Annotated in this window: 13 protein-coding genes, 2 tRNA genes and 1 rRNA gene; 7 read left to right on the top strand and 9 right to left on the bottom strand. The window is 38.0% G+C overall.

Going from position 1 to position 17,231, the window contains the following annotated elements:
* Positions 1 to 92: 92 nt before the first annotated feature.
* From ABVM52_RS14010 to ABVM52_RS14000, 3 genes are all read right to left on the bottom strand, one after another.
* Positions 93 to 166, bottom strand: a tRNA-Ala gene (locus tag ABVM52_RS14010).
* Positions 167 to 325: 159 nt separating this feature from the next.
* A tRNA-Ile gene (locus ABVM52_RS14005) sits at positions 326 to 399 on the bottom strand.
* 182 nt (positions 400 to 581) lie between these two features.
* Positions 582 to 2,112 (bottom strand): 16S ribosomal RNA (locus ABVM52_RS14000).
* Positions 2,113 to 3,121: 1,009 nt separating this feature from the next.
* On the opposite strand from ABVM52_RS14000, the gene thrS reads away from it, so the two are divergent.
* From thrS to rplT, 4 genes are all read left to right on the top strand, one after another.
* The gene (thrS, locus tag ABVM52_RS13995) at positions 3,122 to 5,068 is read left to right on the top strand and encodes a threonine--tRNA ligase (protein ID WP_405381532.1); all 1,947 of its coding nucleotides are present in this window, start codon (positions 3,122 to 3,124) and stop codon (positions 5,066 to 5,068) included.
* A gap of 24 nt (positions 5,069 to 5,092) precedes the next feature.
* Positions 5,093 to 5,650: a translation initiation factor IF-3 gene (gene infC, locus ABVM52_RS13990; protein WP_116770903.1), complete on the top strand. Its 558-nt coding sequence runs from the start codon at positions 5,093 to 5,095 to the stop codon at positions 5,648 to 5,650.
* A 114-nt stretch (positions 5,651 to 5,764) separates the two neighbouring features.
* On the top strand, positions 5,765 to 5,962 hold the full coding sequence (rpmI, locus tag ABVM52_RS13985) for a 50S ribosomal protein L35 (RefSeq protein WP_047245905.1): 198 nt from the start codon (positions 5,765 to 5,767) through the stop codon (positions 5,960 to 5,962).
* A 100-nt stretch (positions 5,963 to 6,062) separates the two neighbouring features.
* Positions 6,063 to 6,407 carry a 50S ribosomal protein L20 gene (gene rplT, locus ABVM52_RS13980; RefSeq protein ID WP_027064529.1) on the top strand — a complete coding sequence of 115 codons (345 nt, stop codon included), beginning with the start codon at positions 6,063 to 6,065 and terminating at the stop codon, positions 6,405 to 6,407.
* 36 nt (positions 6,408 to 6,443) lie between these two features.
* Here rplT and ABVM52_RS13975 read toward each other — a convergent pair whose 3' ends face one another.
* Together ABVM52_RS13975 and ABVM52_RS13970 are read right to left on the bottom strand one after the other, a co-directional pair.
* Positions 6,444 to 6,722, bottom strand: a complete 279-nt coding sequence (locus ABVM52_RS13975; protein ID WP_405381529.1) for an EF-hand domain-containing protein — start codon at positions 6,720 to 6,722, stop codon at positions 6,444 to 6,446.
* Positions 6,723 to 6,757: 35 nt separating this feature from the next.
* On the bottom strand, positions 6,758 to 7,180 hold the full coding sequence (locus ABVM52_RS13970; protein WP_405381527.1) for a secondary thiamine-phosphate synthase enzyme YjbQ: 423 nt from the start codon (positions 7,178 to 7,180) through the stop codon (positions 6,758 to 6,760).
* Positions 7,181 to 7,271: 91 nt separating this feature from the next.
* Here ABVM52_RS13970 and ABVM52_RS13965 point away from each other — a divergent pair, with 91 nt between their 5' ends.
* The gene (locus ABVM52_RS13965) at positions 7,272 to 8,063 is read left to right on the top strand and encodes an HAD family hydrolase (RefSeq protein ID WP_405381525.1); all 792 of its coding nucleotides are present in this window, start codon (positions 7,272 to 7,274) and stop codon (positions 8,061 to 8,063) included.
* 39 nt (positions 8,064 to 8,102) lie between these two features.
* On the opposite strand, the gene ABVM52_RS13960 is transcribed toward ABVM52_RS13965, so the two are convergent.
* Positions 8,103 to 9,095 (bottom strand): helix-turn-helix domain-containing protein, encoded by a 993-nt coding sequence (locus ABVM52_RS13960; protein ID WP_405381523.1) that lies wholly within the window; start codon positions 9,093 to 9,095, stop codon positions 8,103 to 8,105.
* A gap of 122 nt (positions 9,096 to 9,217) precedes the next feature.
* On the opposite strand from ABVM52_RS13960, the gene ABVM52_RS13955 reads away from it, so the two are divergent.
* Together ABVM52_RS13955 and ABVM52_RS13950 are read left to right on the top strand one after the other, a co-directional pair.
* Complete coding sequence (locus ABVM52_RS13955) at positions 9,218 to 11,635, top strand: TonB-dependent receptor (protein ID WP_405381521.1); 2,418 nt, start codon at positions 9,218 to 9,220, stop codon at positions 11,633 to 11,635.
* Positions 11,636 to 11,656: 21 nt separating this feature from the next.
* A complete protein-coding gene (locus ABVM52_RS13950; RefSeq protein ID WP_405381519.1) occupies positions 11,657 to 13,024 on the top strand; it encodes a hypothetical protein in 1,368 nt (455 codons plus the stop codon).
* Between the two features lie 97 nt (positions 13,025 to 13,121).
* Here the strand turns inward: ABVM52_RS13950 and ABVM52_RS13945 are convergent, their stop codons facing one another.
* The 3 genes from ABVM52_RS13945 to ABVM52_RS13935 all read right to left on the bottom strand — a co-directional run bounded on the left by ABVM52_RS13945 (position 13,122) and on the right by ABVM52_RS13935 (position 17,222).
* Positions 13,122 to 14,384, bottom strand: coding sequence for an asparagine synthetase B (locus tag ABVM52_RS13945; RefSeq protein ID WP_405381517.1), 1,263 nt, complete (start codon positions 14,382 to 14,384; stop codon positions 13,122 to 13,124).
* Positions 14,385 to 14,551: 167 nt separating this feature from the next.
* Positions 14,552 to 16,102 (bottom strand): replicative DNA helicase, encoded by a 1,551-nt coding sequence (dnaB, locus tag ABVM52_RS13940; RefSeq protein WP_405381515.1) that lies wholly within the window; start codon positions 16,100 to 16,102, stop codon positions 14,552 to 14,554.
* A gap of 166 nt (positions 16,103 to 16,268) precedes the next feature.
* The gene (locus tag ABVM52_RS13935; RefSeq protein ID WP_405381513.1) at positions 16,269 to 17,222 is read right to left on the bottom strand and encodes an acetyl-CoA carboxylase carboxyltransferase subunit alpha; all 954 of its coding nucleotides are present in this window, start codon (positions 17,220 to 17,222) and stop codon (positions 16,269 to 16,271) included.
* Positions 17,223 to 17,231 lie beyond the last annotated feature (9 nt).

Raw genomic sequence — 17,231 nt, 5'->3', positions numbered from 1 at the left:
CGTTGTCGTGAGCCACGACAGGCAATTGAATACCTATCTTTCTCATCCGCGATACTTAGAGATAAAATAAATTATCCCTGGGCATCGCCCAGTGGAGAATATCGGAGTCGAACCGATGACCTCCTGCGTGCAAGGCAGGCGCTCTAGCCAGCTGAGCTAATCCCCCGTTCCAGTTGCCGATGATCAGCAAACAGTAATCAGTTTTTATGCTGTTGTACTGCGTACCGCATACTGCGTACTGTAAACTGGTCTTAACCAACTTCTAAAATTTCCTTCAATATTTCAATATATGAACGTAACGCCCAACGGGCACCCTTTCCTTTTGTAGTCCCAGGCAGACTCGAACTGCCGACCTCTACATTATCAGTGTAGCGCTCTAACCAGCTGAGCTATGGGACTGTCCCTACTCCTTCCTTCCAGTATAAATACCTTATCGAAAAAGCAATTACTTATATATCATGATTATGGAGATCTCATATTCGAACATTCATTTAAAGAAACTGTTATTAAACCAAAAGACCGGGACCGTGGTTCCAATTCTTCGTTTCGCCAGGGACCGTCCTTAAAAGGACAATCTCTAGAAAGGAGGTGTTCCAGCCGCACCTTCCGGTACGGCTACCTTGTTACGACTTAGCCCTAGTTACCGATCTTGCCCTAGGCCGCTCCTTACGGTGACGGACTTCAGGCACTCCCGGCTTCCATGGCTTGACGGGCGGTGTGTACAAGGCCCGGGAACGTATTCACCGGATCATGGCTGATATCCGATTACTAGCGATTCCAGCTTCACGGGGTCGAGTTGCAGACCCCGATCCGAACTGTGACAGGTTTTATAGATTCGCTCCGCCTTGCGACGTGGCTGCTCTCTGTACCTGCCATTGTAGCACGTGTGTGGCCCAGGACGTAAGGGCCGTGATGATTTGACGTCATCCCCACCTTCCTCACGGTTTGCACCGGCAGTCCCGTTAGAGTCCCCATCATGACATGCTGGCAACTAACGGTAGGGGTTGCGCTCGTTATAGGACTTAACCTGACACCTCACGGCACGAGCTGACGACAACCATGCAGCACCTTGCAAATTGCCCGAAGGAAAAGTCATCTCTGACCCTGTCAATATGCATTTAAGCCCTGGTAAGGTTCCTCGCGTATCATCGAATTAAACCACATGCTCCACCGCTTGTGCGGGCCCCCGTCAATTCCTTTGAGTTTCATTCTTGCGAACGTACTCCCCAGGTGGGATACTTATCACTTTCGCTTGGCCGCCCAGGACTCAAGGCCCCGGACAGCTAGTATCCATCGTTTACGGCGTGGACTACCAGGGTATCTAATCCTGTTCGCTCCCCACGCTTTCGTCCATCAGCGTCAGTCGATAGTTAGTCACCTGCCTTCGCAATCGGTGTTCTATGTAATATCTATGCATTTCACCGCTACACTACATATTCCGGCAACTTCACTATAACTCAAGACAACCAGTATCAAAGGCAATTTTACAGTTGAGCTGCAAACTTTCACCCCTGACTTAGCTGCCCGCCTACGGACCCTTTAAACCCAATAATTCCGGATAACGCTCGGACCCTCCGTATTACCGCGGCTGCTGGCACGGAGTTAGCCGGTCCTTATTCTTACGGTACCGTCAGTAAGCTACACGTAGCTCTTTTTCTTCCCGTATAAAAGCAGTTTACTACCCATAGGGCATTCTTCCTGCACGCGGCATGGCTGGATCAGAGTCTCCTCCATTGTCCAATATTCCTCACTGCTGCCTCCCGTAGGAGTCTGGTCCGTGTCTCAGTACCAGTGTGGGGGATCCCCCTCTCAGGGCCCCTACCCATCGTAGCCTTGGTAAGCCGTTACCTTACCAACCAGCTAATGGGACGCATGGCCATCTCGTACCGCCCGAGGGCTTTAACCATGTCCCGATGCCGGATCATGGTACAATGGGGCATTAATCTTCGTTTCCAAAGGCTATTCCCCTGTACAAGGCAGGTTCCATACGCGGTGCGCACCCGTGCGCCGGTCGCCGGCGGAAAAGCAAGCTTTTCCCCGCTGCCCCTCGACTTGCATGTGTTAGGCCTGCCGCTAGCGTTCATCCTGAGCCAGGATCAAACTCTTCATCGTTGTTCTGTATATATTCGTCCCAACGAAACCAAAATCTTTCCCGGCCCCGACTCTCGATTCAATTCATTATATATACCTCGCGGTATACTATATTCGTATGTTTCTTAATTCTTGTTCCTCTCGCCCAGGTCCTCACCTGAACTCGATTCTTAAATCTCCACAATATTTCAATGAACTTCCATCCACTCCGCCATTCAATCCTTCGACTTCTTAGCTTCGTTTTCCCTTAGGTGTTTCCCTAAGCGGGTGCAAATATACAACTGTTTTTTAACCTGACAACTACTTTGAGAAAAAAAATAAAATTTTATTTCCCGGCCCGTTAAATCAACATTTTTATGAACTTGCCCCGGCCACTTGTCAAGACCGTAATCTTAATCGTTAGCGGGCTGCAAATGTACACCCTATTTCCAAACCTGCAAGGCTTTTTTTAAAAAAAATGACGATTTTTTTAAGCCCATATCTACCCCGCTGATTTACTGAACTTTACCATCACAAAAAATATAACGGAAACCGGAAAAACACATAACATGTTGACAGCCCGAAGATTACACCTTACCGGTCCGCTTAACGGCGAGCTAACTTACATAAACACAACAGGTTGGAAAAAGGTCCATTGCCCACTAGGAAAAGAAATTCCAGACTAGGCCAGTAAATCAACTAAATGAATCAAACAATTATAACCGCTTTATGATAGCTTAAATCAATTTGAAATTGAAAATTGACCTCAACATCAGGCCATTTTGCACAAAATCACCATTAACATGTTCATCAACCTATAATACCTAACCTTATACATCACTTACAGGATAAAAAAAGTTGCATCATACCAAAACAGCCGTAAAAATAATCTACTCCTATAGACTTAAAAGCCCTACCTATATAATTAAGGTGTTATCCCCCCTATACAAAATAGACAACCGTATAGATAGTATCGCCAAAACATAACCTTATACTATTGTGGACATGAATACAACATAGTATCTTTGGTACCTGAAAATATTTACACTACATGATCAAGATTACATTGCCAGATGGCTCAGTTAAGGAATTTGAACAAGGCACAACACCAATGGCAGTAGCCAAAAGCATTAGCGAAGGTTTGGCCCGTAATGTTATTTCGGCAAAATTCAATAATACCACCGTTGAAACCACAACCCCTCTAGAGTCAGATGGCAGTTTGGTCCTTTATACTTGGAACGATAAGGAAGGGAAGACAGCTTTTTGGCATTCCACTTCACATATTGTAGCGCAGGCTATTGAAGAGTTATACCCAGGCGTTAAATTAACTATAGGACCTGCAATTGAAAATGGATTCTATTATGATGTTGATTTACCTAATGGCTCCATATCAGAAAAAGATTTTGCCTCAATAGAAAAGAAAGCCTTGGAAATAGCCCGTGGAAAACATGATTATAAAATGAGAGCGGTATCAAAAGCAGACGCTCTTTCCTTTTATAAAGAACAAGGCAATGAATACAAGGTTGAATTAATTGAAAATCTTGAAGATGGCACCATAACATTTTGTGATCACGATACATTTACAGATTTATGTAGAGGCGGACACATACCTAACACGGGCATTGTAAAAGCCATTAAAATTCTAAGTGTGGCAGGTGCATATTGGAGAGGCAACGAAAACAATACTCAACTTACCCGTATATATGGGATCTCTTTTCCTAAACAAAAAGAGCTTACTGAATACTTAGCGCTTTTGGAAGAAGCAAAAAAACGAGACCATAGAAAACTAGGTAAAGAATTGGAATTATTTACCTTTTCACCAAAAGTTGGTCAAGGTTTACCACTATGGTTACCAAAAGGTGCCGCTTTACGAGAGCGACTTGAAAACTTTTTAAAGAAAGCACAGAAAAAAGCGGGTTATGAAATGGTGGTTACCCCACATATAGGACAAAAAGAATTGTATGTTACCTCTGGCCACTATGCAAAATATGGAGAAGACAGTTTTCAACCTATACACACCCCAAAAGAAGACGAGGAATTTTTGTTGAAACCAATGAACTGCCCCCATCACTGTGAAATATACAATTCAAAACCGTTCAGCTATAGAGAATTGCCCAAGCGTTTTGCAGAGTTTGGAACAGTTTATAGATATGAGCAAAGTGGTGAATTACACGGATTAACACGTGTACGAGGATTTACTCAGGATGATGCACATATTTTCTGTACACCTGAGCAATTAGATGAAGAGTTCAAAAATGTAATTGACCTATCCTTATATGTATTAGGTTCATTAGGTTTTGAAAACTTTACGGCCCAAGTATCGGTTCGTGATTTGGATAACCCGGACAAGTATATAGGCTCCGTTGAAAATTGGGAAAAAGCAGAACAGGCAATAATCAATGCTGCGAAAGAAAAAGGATTGGATTTTATCGTAGAACCAGGTGAAGCTGCTTTTTACGGTCCGAAATTGGATTTCATGGTAAAAGACGCCTTAGGAAGACAATGGCAGTTAGGTACCATACAGGTAGATTACAACTTACCAGAACGATTTGACCTTACCTATAAAGGTAGTGACAATGAGCTACATAGACCAGTAATGATTCATAGGGCGCCATTTGGAAGTATGGAAAGATTTATAGCATTATTATTAGAGCATACTGGAGGAAATTTCCCATTATGGTTAACCCCAGAACAAGCTATAATTCTTCCTGTTAGCGAGAAACATGAAATATATGCTGAAAAAGTTTTAAAATCCCTAGAAAATAACGAAATTCGCGCCCTTATCGATAGTAGAAATGAAACCATCGGTAAAAAAATACGAGAAGCAGAAATGAGCAAAGTGCCGTTTATGCTAATTGTAGGGGAAAGCGACGAAGCTGCAAATACCATTTCCGTAAGAAAACATGGAGGTGAAGATTTAGGAGCAATCAGCGTTACTATGTTTACAGACTTGGTTAACAAAGAAATAAATAGTACCTTAAAGTCGTTTAAAGAATAAAGTTTAACTAAAAATATTTAAGTCATAGCAATACGTAAAAGATTTAGACCACAACCTAGAAGGGAAAATAAGAATCCCCATAATATTAATGAAAAGATTACGGCCCCTAAAGTTAGGTTGGTAGGTGACAATGTTGAAGTAGGTGTATATCCTTTTCCTCAGGCTCTTGAGAAAGCAGAAGAATTAGGTTTGGATTTGGTGGAGATATCCCCAAAAGCAGACCCTCCTGTTTGTAAAATTATGGAGTATAAAAAGTTTTTATACGAACAAAAGAAAAGAGACAAGGCAATGAAAGCGAAAGCTTCTAAAGTTGTCGTTAAAGAGATAAGGTTTGGACCTAATACGGATGACCATGATTATGAGTTTAAGAAGAAGCATGCGGAAAAATTCCTAAAGGAAGGAGCAAAATTAAAAGCGTATGTTTTCTTTAAAGGTCGTTCTATAGTTTATAAAGACCAAGGAGAAATTTTATTATTAAGATTAGCTTCTGAATTGGAAGAATTGGGCAAGGTAGAACAAATGCCAAAATTGGAAGGTAAGCGAATGACCATGTTCATAGCTCCAAAGTCCAAAGGAAAATAATGATATTGAATCGGTTTATATTAAAAAAACCGAAACTATAAAAAATACTGAGCGCTACTTGCATTGTAAGTAGCGTTTAGCATGCAAAGTGAGATAATTAAATAAATTAGGAAAATGCCTAAACAGAAAACTAAATCCAGTGCCAAGAAGCGTTTTAAGCTTACAGGTACCGGTAAAATTAAAAGAAAGCACGCCTTTAAGAGTCACATTCTAACGAAAAAGTCCAAAAAGCGTAAGCTTGCTTTAACTCATGATACATTGGTTCACCAACATGACGTTAACAGCATTAAAGAACAATTACGTTTAAAGTAATTTAAGTTCTTTAACAAGGTAAAATTATTAACCATGGAGTTAGGCAATAAAAGTTCCTTAAAATATAAAGGGCGCCTACTACAAAAACAAATTTAAGAAAATGCCAAGATCAGTAAATGCAGTAGCTTCAAGAGCCAGAAGAAAAAAGGTGATGAAGCAAGCCAAAGGTTACTTTGGAAGACGTAAAAACGTTTGGACAGTAGCTAAAAACGCGGTTGAAAAAGCAATGTTATATGCTTATAGAGACCGAAGAAATAAGAAAAGAACATTCCGTTCATTATGGATTACCCGTATTAATGCAGGTGCCAGACAACATGGAATGTCCTACTCTCAATTTATGGGGAAAGTAAAAGCTAATAATATAGAACTTAACAGAAAAGTTCTTGCAGATTTAGCAATGAACCACCCAGATGCCTTTAAGGCGGTTGTAGATCAGGTAAAATAAATTAATAACAATCTCACTTTTTGAAAAATCCGATTCTTACGAATCGGATTTTTTAATTTTAGCTATGGCCGCTTTAAACTCTTGCCAATCAATAAGCTCATCGCCATTTTTATCATACCCCTCTATAAGTTTGGAAGAAACTATTCCACGTAAAAACCCACTAATTTCTGCCTCCTTTAATAATTGTACAATTTCTTTCTTTGTCAGTTTTTGATCATCATCTTCATCAAAAAAATTAAAGGCCATTTCAGGATTGGCAAAATGATTGGTTATTAATATCTGTATTTTATTCAGGATTGATTCCTCTGTAGTCATAAATCTATTTTTATCTTTTCAAGTTAACAAAAAAACTATTCTCCCCACACAGTCATGACCAAGTTTCTACCGGAAGCATAGTTCCTATGCTCACAGAGATAAATGCCCTGCCAAATACCAATATTAAGTTTACCGTTAGTTATTGGTAATTGCACTGACGCCCCCATTAAAGATGCCTTGATGTGGGCCGGCATATCATCTGAACCTTCATAATCGTGTTTATAGTACGGAGCATTTTCCGGCACCACAATGTTCAAATGCGTTTCAAAATCTTCACGAACGGTGGGATCTGCATTTTCATTAATTGTTAAACTAGCCGATGTATGTTTTATAAATACTTGGATAAAACCCTGGTCTATTTGCTTAATCTCCGGCATCGTATTGATAATATTTTGAGTAATAATATGATAGCCTCTTTTATAGGCCGGTAAAGTCAATTCTTTTTGAAACAGTTTCATAATTCTTTTATATCATTAAAGCGTAAAACTTTTGGTATTCGTTCAATTTCTAAACTTACATGAAATATCTTTGTATTTAAATATATAATGAATGGATTTTTCAAAGATTAAAATGGTGGTAACAGATATGGATGGCACCCTTTTAAATTCTGACCATACCGTTAGCGACCAGTTTTTTACTTTATTTGAAAAGCTAAAATCCAAAGGAATTATTTTTGTTGCCGCTAGCGGAAGACAGTATAACAGTATTATAGAAAAACTGCAACCAATAAAGGATGATATCATTGTTATAGCGGAAAACGGAGGATTTGCAAAAAAACAAGAAACAGAATTACTAACTACCCCGCTACAACATAATCACATTACCGAAATTTTAAATACTCTTGACCAAGTACCAAATATTCATGCGGTTCTTTGTGGAAAATACACCGCTTATACTTCCGGAAATTCAATAGAATTTACACAGAAACTTAAAGAATATTACACCGATTTTGAAATTTTGGATAAGTTAACGGATGTAGATACAGAAATCATAAAAATTGCCATTTACCATTTTGATAGTTCAGAAGAACATATATATCCATTTGTAAAACATTTTGAAAAAAATCTAAAGGTAAAAGTCTCAGGAGAAAATTGGTTAGATATTTCTAGCAACAATGCCCATAAAGGTTTTGCGCTACAAAAACTGATGAATACCTACCAAATTAAATCAGACGAATTACTTGTTTTTGGTGATTACAACAATGATTTGGAAATGCTTGCTTTATCCGACTATGGTTTCGCCATGGCCAATGCACACCCTAACGTTAAAAAAACAGCAACCTATAGCACCCTAAGTAATGATGAGGACGGTGTAGAGCACATTTTAAAATTATTGGTCTAACCCGACTGACACATTCAATATTGACAAAATATTAATCTTTTATTCCACGGCCGGTTTAAGTTCACTGGGCAAATAGCCCATTGTCCTTTTAAAGGCCGTTGTAAAATGTTGCGGGTTTGCGTAGCCTACCTCATAAGCCGCATGGGCAATAGAAACGCCGTCTTGGGTAATGAGACTTTTAGCATATTCCATACGCAAGGCAGTAATATATTTAAATACCGGCATACCGTATACCTTCTTGAAATCTCTTTTTAATTTTGTAGTATTAAATCCGGCTATATCAGCTAAATCCAAAATTTTAAGTGGCTCCTTTAAATTTTTTCGAATATGCGCCTCTACCTTTACCAGAGCTAAGTAATCAGAATTAAGCAACTTAACGTTGTTCTTTGAGATTTTGGCCGTATGCCTTCCCATTAAAAAATCAATCAATAACACAGTTAATTTACTTTCCAGGTATTTTTTTCTGACTTGACCCGTATAAGGACATTGAATTATATCATTGATGTAACTTCGTATCTGGGGAGGTATAAATTTACTTTTATCCCATAGAACAAAGGAATTTGAATTGGCTATTGCATCTTGTAACTTACCAAATCCGTTAGCAAAATCAGTACCTAAAAGTTTCTGTAATAATTTTGGCTTTACATATATCTCAAAAACTTTAATGTTACTTTTAAAAAATATATCCCTACCCTCAGTGGATGGGTAATAGAACATATTACAATGATTTTCAGGTATCTGCACCAAATATTTAATATGGCTTAAGGGTTGATAAGAGTACTCCCCTTCTAAACTAAAATGAAATTTTATTAAATGGTCATCACTCTTTACCCGGATTTCAGAATCAAACTCAAAAAGTAATTTATTCTTAGTAAAATCTATACCGGTTATAAAAGCTATTTCATCTTTATTGGAGACTTCTACGGTGTTGTATTGTACCGTATTATTTATATAAGAGCGCCTAAATAAGTCTTTGGTACATATATTTTTATGTAGTACAGGTCTCTTAACATTTTCGCTGCCTTTTATCATTACTTCCTTATGCGTATGTAAAAATTCTTTTCACGGTACTACACCGAACATTCGTGTTTTAGATTTGCAAAACTAATTTATTTAGACTAAATCTTAATAAATATAGTCACCTTTTTTATCAAATGAAAAATTACTATACCGTTATATTTCTTTTATTGTTCGTAGCTGCTCATTCTCAAGTTGTTTTGAATTCAGTTTCAGGAACCGTTAAAGACCAATCTGGCTCTCCCTTGCCATTTGCAAGTGTTTTAATTGAAGGATCAAAGTTAGGGGTACTAACGAACAATAATGGACAATTTACAATCGATAATGTTCCCCAAGGAAAATTCAATGTCGTTGTCTCTTTCATAGGTTACACCACACAATCAAAAGCTATTGAAATTAGCGAAGACTCTAGGAATATAACGGTCAATTTCTCTTTACAGGAGAGCGTTGAAAATTTAGATGAAGTCAATGTTAACGGAAAGTCTAAAGAAACACAGATAGAAACCAAAGGTTTTGCCGTAAATGCCATAAAAACGGAAGAAGCCAGCTTAAGAAATATTCAAACAAACGAATTATTGAACACCACCGTTGGGGTAAAAATAAGGCAAAATGGAGGTTTGGGTTCTGAAGTAACCTATAGCTTAAATGGTTTATCTGGAAACGCGGTTAGAATATTTATTGACGGCATACCTATCTCAACCTACGGAAATTCGTTCAATCTTAACAGCATTCCTCCTTCAATGATAAAAAACATTGAAGTATACAAAGGGGTTGTACCGGGGCATTTGGCAGATGATGCATTGGGAGGAGCAATCAATATCATACTGCATAATGATGCAAAAACCAATTTCAATGCATCTGTATCCTACGGGTCATTTAACACGCTACAAGCTAGTGCAAACGGCCTTTACCGTTTTGAAAAATCTGGGTTTACAGTCAAAGCTTCCCTATTTCACAACTATTCCGATAATGATTACAAAGTTTCCGGTCGTAGTGTAAAGGTAACAGGGTTAGGAGGCCAACAAACATCAATTACTGCAAGAAGGTTCAATGATGCCTACAGATCAACCGGAGGAAGAGCAGAAATAGGCTTTACAGATGTTACATGGGCAGACCAATTTTTTGTTGGCATTACCGGATCGGATGATTATAAAGAAGTGCAACATGGTGCATTTATGACCATAACACCCTATAAAGGTAGATTTTTAGAATCTGACGCCCTACTTGGTAGCCTAACGTATCAAAAGAAAGATTTATTCACCAAAGGGCTAGATGTAAACATTAATGGTCTATATGGAAAAAGAAACCGTGCCGTTAATGATACGGTATCATGGGCATACAGTTGGTACGGTGAACGTGCTATTGATTTTAGAGGGAATGAATATCAATATACATGGCGCTCACAACAAGAAGGCGGACCAACATTGGCAAAAATAAAAAGAAATGTGGCCTCTATAAGAACAGGGGTTTCCTACGCCATTAATGACCATCATACCCTATCTGCCAACCATGTACACAGTTATATTGATAGAGAAGATAGTGATGCCCTTAGATCTGTATTGGAAAATACTTTTGTAGGCACTAGAGATTTGAAAAAAAACATCTATTCCCTTACCTACGAATTATCCGCCTTTGACGATAGATTGAAAACAAGTTTATTTGGAAAGCATTACCAACAAAAAACAACTAGTGTTGACCCTGCAATAGAAACCGATGAAAACGGAAATGATGTTATTGTAGACGAAATTGTCAGTAGCAATAAAAAATACAACGGTTATGGGTTTGCGGCATCTTATGAAATTGTGCCGAACGTCACCCTTTTAACCTCCGCAGAAAAAGCAATACGCCTACCTAATGAAACTGAAATATTTGGTAATGACGGAGATAATGTAGTAGCGAACTCCAGTATTGACCCTGAAAGTAGTAACAATTACAATCTAGGTTTTAGGTTTGGAAATTTTAATATCAAAAGACATTCATTTACCATTTCTACCAATGTCTTTACAAGAAATATTAAAGATAGAATTGGTTTACCTATAGAAACGTCTTTAAATGTAGATGATGAATTAATAGTTTATGTTAATCAAGGCAGTGGTACATCCAAAGGAATAGATGCACAACTAAATTACGTGTACAATAACAATTTTGGTCTCAACTTCAATATTTCAAAGTTCGACTTACAAATTGAAAACCAAGGTATGGAAATTGATGTGCCCAACACTCCATTTTTTACTATGAACGGTGGTTTACGTTATACCTTTAAAAACCTTATTCAAAAAAAATCTAGACTAAACGCGTTTTACAATGTGTATTTCACAGATGAATTTTCATTCATAGCACAGCAAGAAGAAGGCGTTGTAGGCGATGAATTTTTTAAAGTTCCACAACAATTATCACAAGACATTGGGTTTAGCTATGCGTTCCCCAACAACAGGTTTGTAGTAAGTTTTGATATAAAAAATCTATTTGACGAGCCTGTGTATGATAATCTTTCTGTACAGAAACCAGGAAGAGCTTTTTATCTGAAATTAAATTACGCAATTAATAAATTTTAATCTTTAAATAAATAACGAAAAATGAAAAGAACTATTCTAAATCTTAAAACATTTGCTGCGGTTATCTTAACTGCTGGTCTAATGACCGCATGTAGCAATGAAGACGATACTGTAGTTGCTCCAGACCCGGATACAGAAGAGCCGGATACCGAAGAACCATCTGAAGAAGAACCAAGATGGATTACCGTAGCTGGTGCAAAAATGGGAGAAAATCCAGGAGATGGTAATGGTGGTACATTAATTTACTCTGTAACTAGTGTAGATGCTAAAAACCCTTCTGTTTCAATTTCCCCTTTTGAAAATGGATTTATAGCACCCTCTAACAGAACTGCCAGATTACAATCCTCTGAGGACGGAAACACCATTTTTAATATAAGTTATGCCGGTGATACCGGTGGAAACTATACCAAGTATACTGTTGAAGGCGGACAAGATTTTACACCTACAGGATCAGAAGTCAGTATAGCCCCTTATGTAGGTACAGCTCCAAGATGGATAAAATTATTTGATGGTGACCAAACCGGTGCTGCCGTATATGTAGATACTGAAAATGAATTTGATGAAAATGATAACTACACGCGTACAGAAGCTACAATTGGTGTTGTTACGTTAGACCTGGTAAATTCATCAATTATAGAATTTCAGGAACACAGTGTTCCGTTAAGCGCTGAAGAAGAAGCTGCAGGATATTACATTTCTAGAATTGACATGCCAACATTAAATGCCGCAGGAGACAAATTATACATTGGCGCAAGAGTTAGTAAGGTTGACCCAGCTACTGCTGAAACAGATAGAGATGGGGAAATTTTAGGTTCTAAGACCATTGTTTTAGATTATCCTTCATTATTAAATCCTACAGTTATAACATCTGCTGTTGGTCATGGAAATACGAACGGTTACCGTAGCATTAATTCTTTTGAATACAATGGTAGTGTTTACCAAGCCAACCAAGGCGATCCTGAGGGGTCTCATATCTTAAAGATTGATGCCGATAATGAATATGACGATTCTTATGATTTCAATTTAGACGATGCATTGGGTGTAGAAGGTGCTTACATTCTTGCTTGGAGACCTGCTGCTAATGGAAAAGCAGTATTAGCTTACCGTCATGACGGATCTGCAGAAGGTGTTGCCGGAGCTCAAGGATTTTTTGCATTGGTTGACCTTAATGCAAGAACAGCGGTAAAAATTGAAGATATTCCTTATGATCCAGATTTCTACCTGTTCCAATATCAAGGTTTTGTGGTTGAAGGTACAGAAATATACCTTACACAAGGTGCTGTTGGGGAAAATGGTAATATCTATGTTGTAGATACTGAAACTGGTGCAGTAACCAAAGGTGCCGAGCTTGTAAACACAACCGGAAGTCACTTTATAGGGGTATTCTAGATTTCCTCATAAAATATTAATCTTTTAAAAGATTACTTAAACAAAAAACCGTTGTCAAATCTATTGACAACGGTTTTTTATATATCGAAACATAATCCTATGTTTTTTGCTTCTTTTTCTTAGCTGCTGGAAATAGCACATTATTCAAAATTAAACGGTATCCCGGTGAAGTAGGGTGTAATTCCAACTCCGTTTTAGGGTCCCCTACCCTATGTTGATAATCCTCTGGATCATGGCCACCATAAAACGTAAAAAAACCTTTTCCTTTGATTCCGTGAATATACCGCGCCTCTTCATTGATTTTGTTTTCACCCAAAACCATAACCGTAGGTTTAATTTGACTTCGTGTAAAAGCCGTTGTCTGGCCCATAAAACCTTTTACCAAAGACGTATGGTTCTGACATAGCATTGTAGGAACGGGATCCCATTTTGCAGAAAAATCCATCAGTGAAAAATAATCCGATTCCTTAGGCACATTTCCCCTCTTCGTGGTCATATCAATTGATGAAAACTCATACTTTAAAGGACTACGCTCCAAAATAAAATCGGTAAAAGCAAAGGTTTTTCCAAAATCTAAACTGGCTTGGTAATTAGGGTCAGAGGCATCACCGTCAAACATGGGTTCTACAATATCAATTCCGTCCGCTGCCAAGGCAATGTCAAAACTATCCGTAGCAGAACACATAGCAAACATAAAACCACCACCGATCACATAGTTTCTAATTTTTAATGCCACGGCCCTTTTCTCTTCGGAAACCTTATCAAAACCTAATTTCTTAGCTAATTTTTCTGCATTTTTCTTTCCTTCTATATACCAAGGTGTTGCCCTATATGCGCCATAAAACTTACCATATTGACCTGTAAAATCTTCGTGATGTAAATGAAGCCAATCATACAAAGCCAGTTTATCGCCTAAAACTTCCTCATCATAAATGGTGGTATAAGGTATTTCTGCATACGTTAATGCCATGGTTACCGCATCATCCCATGGTTGGTTATCTTTTGGGGAATATACCGCTATCCTAGGTGCTTTCTCTAGTATTACCGCATCTTGGTTTTTTGCCGGACTACTTATTTCGTCTAGGATAGAATTGGCCTGACCATCGGACAGTATTTCGAAACTAACACCCCTTATTTGACATTCTTTTCTAATGCTTTCCCCATCTGGCAACAAAAAGGAACCTCCGCGGTAATTAAGTAACCATTGTACCTTTTGTTGTTTGGCCAATACCCAATAGGTAATACCATAAGCTTTTAAATGGTTTTTTTGGGTGTCGGCATCCATCGGTATTAAAATCGATGACGCAAACATTTGCATGGATAGAAAAAGAAAAAAGACTGAGGTTATACTTTTAGACATATATTATTTTTCATTCACTCAAAGATAGAGCAAATTATAAGGTAGAATAATCAAGAACTTGTTAAACCCTTGGTAGTTAAGATAACGCTGAATTAGTGAAACGAATTGTTATAAAAACAAAAAAGTCTTCTAAACGAAGACTTTTTTGTTTTATGATTTATTAACTATTAGAATGGAACATCATTATCCTCATCAAAATCCGGATTATTGTTCATGCTACTACCAAAGGCATCATCTGCACTAGGTAAATTTTTGGTGACAAACGGATTTTCCTCATTTGCATTCATTTTGGATTGAAATTCAAACGGAGAATCAAAATCATCTAGATTATCAAACTTACCTTGGTTTCCAATAAATTTCAGTCTAATATTTTCCAAGCCACCGTTTCTGTGCTTGGCAACTATAAATTCCGCTTGTCCTTGTGTAGGGGTGTGCTCTTCATCATCCCATTCCTCAATTTTATAGTATTCTGGCCTATAGATAAAGGAAACAATATCTGCATCCTGCTCAATTGCACCAGATTCCCTCAAATCCGATAGTATTGGTCGTTTACTACCACCACGAGTTTCTACTGCACGGGATAGCTGTGATAAAGCAATTACCGGTACATTAAGTTCCTTTGCAAGTGCCTTTAAGTTCCTGGATATAGTTGAAATTTCCTGTTCACGGTTTCCTCCCTTTTGTGATCCACCGGCAGTCATTAATTGCAAATAATCTATCATGATCATTTTAATACCATGCTGTGAAGCAAGCCTTCTGGCCTTTGCCCTTAAATCAAAAATGGAGAGCGATGGTGTATCATCAATGAACAATGGTGCTTTTTCCAGCGACTTAACTTTTACGTTCAGTTGTTCCCACTCATGTTTTTCCAGTTTACCGGTTCTCAATTTTTCCGAAGAAAGGCCTGTTTCCGATGAAATCAATCTCGTAATTAGCTGTACCGAGGACATCTCCAATGAAAAGAATGCAACAGGTGTATTGGAATTTACCGCCATATTTCTTGCCATAGAGAGCGTTAAAGCTGTTTTACCCATACCAGGTCTTGCGGCCACAATAATTAAATCACTAGGTTGCCAACCAGAGGTAAGTTTATCTAACTTATCAAAACCGGAAGGAATACCGCTCATTCCTTCTTTACCCGCTATTTCCTCAATCCGTTTTTTTGCCTGGATGACCAAATCCTGGGCAGTTTCCGCAGAACGTTTTAAGTTTCCTTGGGTAACATCATATAGCTTAGATTCCGCAGCATCCAACAAACTAAAAACATCTGTACTTTCATCGTAGGCTTCCTCAATGATTTCTCCAGAAATTTTGATTAGGCTACGCTGTATAAATTTCTGCAAAATAATACGTGCATGAAATTCAATATGGGCAGATGATGCTACTTTCTGGGTTAGTTTTATCAAATAAAAATCACCCCCACAAGCTTCTAATTTCCCCGCCTTCTTAAGTTGTGAAGAAACGGTTAATAAATCCACGGGTTGTGATTCTTCGAATAAAATAAAAATGGCTTCGTAAATAAAGCGATGCGCGTCCTTGTAAAAAACATCTGGATGCAAAATATCTATTACTTCATCCACACCTTTTTTATCTATCATCATTGCACCCAATACAACCTCCTCTAAATCAACAGCTTGTGGTGGAATTTTACCTCTCTCGAGATTAATAATAGTAGATTTGTCAATCTTACGACCAACAACAGGTTTAGTGTTCTCCATAGTACGAAAATATACAATTAACCTTTAGTTAACCTTAAAAATCGTCATTACGATGTTCACAGTTGACTAACAATTGCTTGTTAATAAATTACAAATTTCTGTTGATAAGATAAAAAAACCGAGGAATAAAATCCTCGGTATATTTTTAAGATGCCTAAATTGCAGATTAGCCGTTGAAAACACCCATCTGGGCATATTTTTCCATTCGTTGATTTACCAATTCTTTTGGTGATAACTTTTGCAATTGTTCAAAATGAGAGGCAATTTTATTTTTAACGGTATCAAATGTTTTATCTCTATTTGCATGTGCACCACCTGCTGGCTCCCTAACGATTTCATCAATCAGCTTCAACTTTTTCATATCAGTGGCCGTCAACTTAAGTGCTTCTGCCGCTCTTTCCTTATATTCCCAACTTCTCCATAGGATTGACGAGCAAGATTCTGGTGAAATTACCGAATACCAAGTATTCTCCAACATAAGTACTTTATCACCTACACCAATGCCCAATGCACCACCGGAAGCCCCTTCACCTATAATTACGACAATAATGGGAACTTTTAGGCGGGTCATTTCCAAAATGTTGCGTGCAATTGCCTCACCTTGACCACGTTCTTCTGCCTCTATACCCGGGTATGCACCGGGAGTATCTACAAAACACACTACAGGTACTTGGAATTTTTCTGCAGATTTCATTAATCTTAGTGCTTTCCTATACCCTTCCGGATTGGCCATACCAAAATTACGGTATTGGCGTGTTTTTGTATTGTATCCTTTTTGTTGACCAATGAACATAAAACTTTGATCATTGATTTTTCCAAGACCACCTATCATAGCCTTATCATCCTTAACATTACGGTCCCCATGCAGCTCTAAAAAAGTATCCCCACAAATGGCCTTAATATAATCTAGAGTATAGGGTCTATTTGGGTGTCTTGAAAGTTGAACTCGCTGCCACGCAGTAAGATTTTTATATATTTCTTTTCTAGTGTCCGCAAGTTTTTTCTCTATCTGCTTACAAGTTTCTGTTACGTCTACATCACTTTCTTCGCCAATTATCATGCACTTGTCCAATTGTTCTTCCAATTCTTTAATAGGAAGCTCAAAATCCAAATATTCCATATTTCAATA

Origin of the sequence: Maribacter sp. LLG6340-A2 (assembly GCF_045057105.1) — a bacterium.
Classification (GTDB): Bacteria; Bacteroidota; Bacteroidia; order Flavobacteriales; family Flavobacteriaceae; genus Maribacter.
The sequence above is the reverse complement of the archived record's forward strand: the minus strand, read 5'-3'. Positions and strand labels throughout refer to the sequence as shown.

What these genes read in the sequence shown, in the direction of transcription:
- thrS (WP_405381532.1), top strand. Translation starts at nt 3,122, where the DNA reads ATGATCAAGATTACATTGCCAGATGGCTCAGTTAAGGAATTTGAACAA.
- rpmI (WP_047245905.1), top strand. Translation starts at nt 5,765, where the DNA reads ATGCCTAAACAGAAAACTAAATCCAGTGCCAAGAAGCGTTTTAAGCTT.
- rplT (WP_027064529.1), top strand. Translation starts at nt 6,063, where the DNA reads ATGCCAAGATCAGTAAATGCAGTAGCTTCAAGAGCCAGAAGAAAAAAG.
- ABVM52_RS13975 (WP_405381529.1), bottom strand. Translation starts at nt 6,722, where the DNA reads ATGACTACAGAGGAATCAATCCTGAATAAAATACAGATATTAATAACC.
- ABVM52_RS13970 (WP_405381527.1), bottom strand. Translation starts at nt 7,180, where the DNA reads ATGAAACTGTTTCAAAAAGAATTGACTTTACCGGCCTATAAAAGAGGC.
- ABVM52_RS13965 (WP_405381525.1), top strand. Translation starts at nt 7,272, where the DNA reads ATGGATTTTTCAAAGATTAAAATGGTGGTAACAGATATGGATGGCACC.
- ABVM52_RS13960 (WP_405381523.1), bottom strand. Translation starts at nt 9,095, where the DNA reads ATGATAAAAGGCAGCGAAAATGTTAAGAGACCTGTACTACATAAAAAT.
- ABVM52_RS13955 (WP_405381521.1), top strand. Translation starts at nt 9,218, where the DNA reads ATGAAAAATTACTATACCGTTATATTTCTTTTATTGTTCGTAGCTGCT.
- ABVM52_RS13950 (WP_405381519.1), top strand. Translation starts at nt 11,657, where the DNA reads ATGAAAAGAACTATTCTAAATCTTAAAACATTTGCTGCGGTTATCTTA.
- ABVM52_RS13945 (WP_405381517.1), bottom strand. Translation starts at nt 14,384, where the DNA reads ATGTCTAAAAGTATAACCTCAGTCTTTTTTCTTTTTCTATCCATGCAA.
- dnaB (WP_405381515.1), bottom strand. Translation starts at nt 16,102, where the DNA reads ATGGAGAACACTAAACCTGTTGTTGGTCGTAAGATTGACAAATCTACT.
- ABVM52_RS13935 (WP_405381513.1), bottom strand. Translation starts at nt 17,222, where the DNA reads ATGGAATATTTGGATTTTGAGCTTCCTATTAAAGAATTGGAAGAACAA.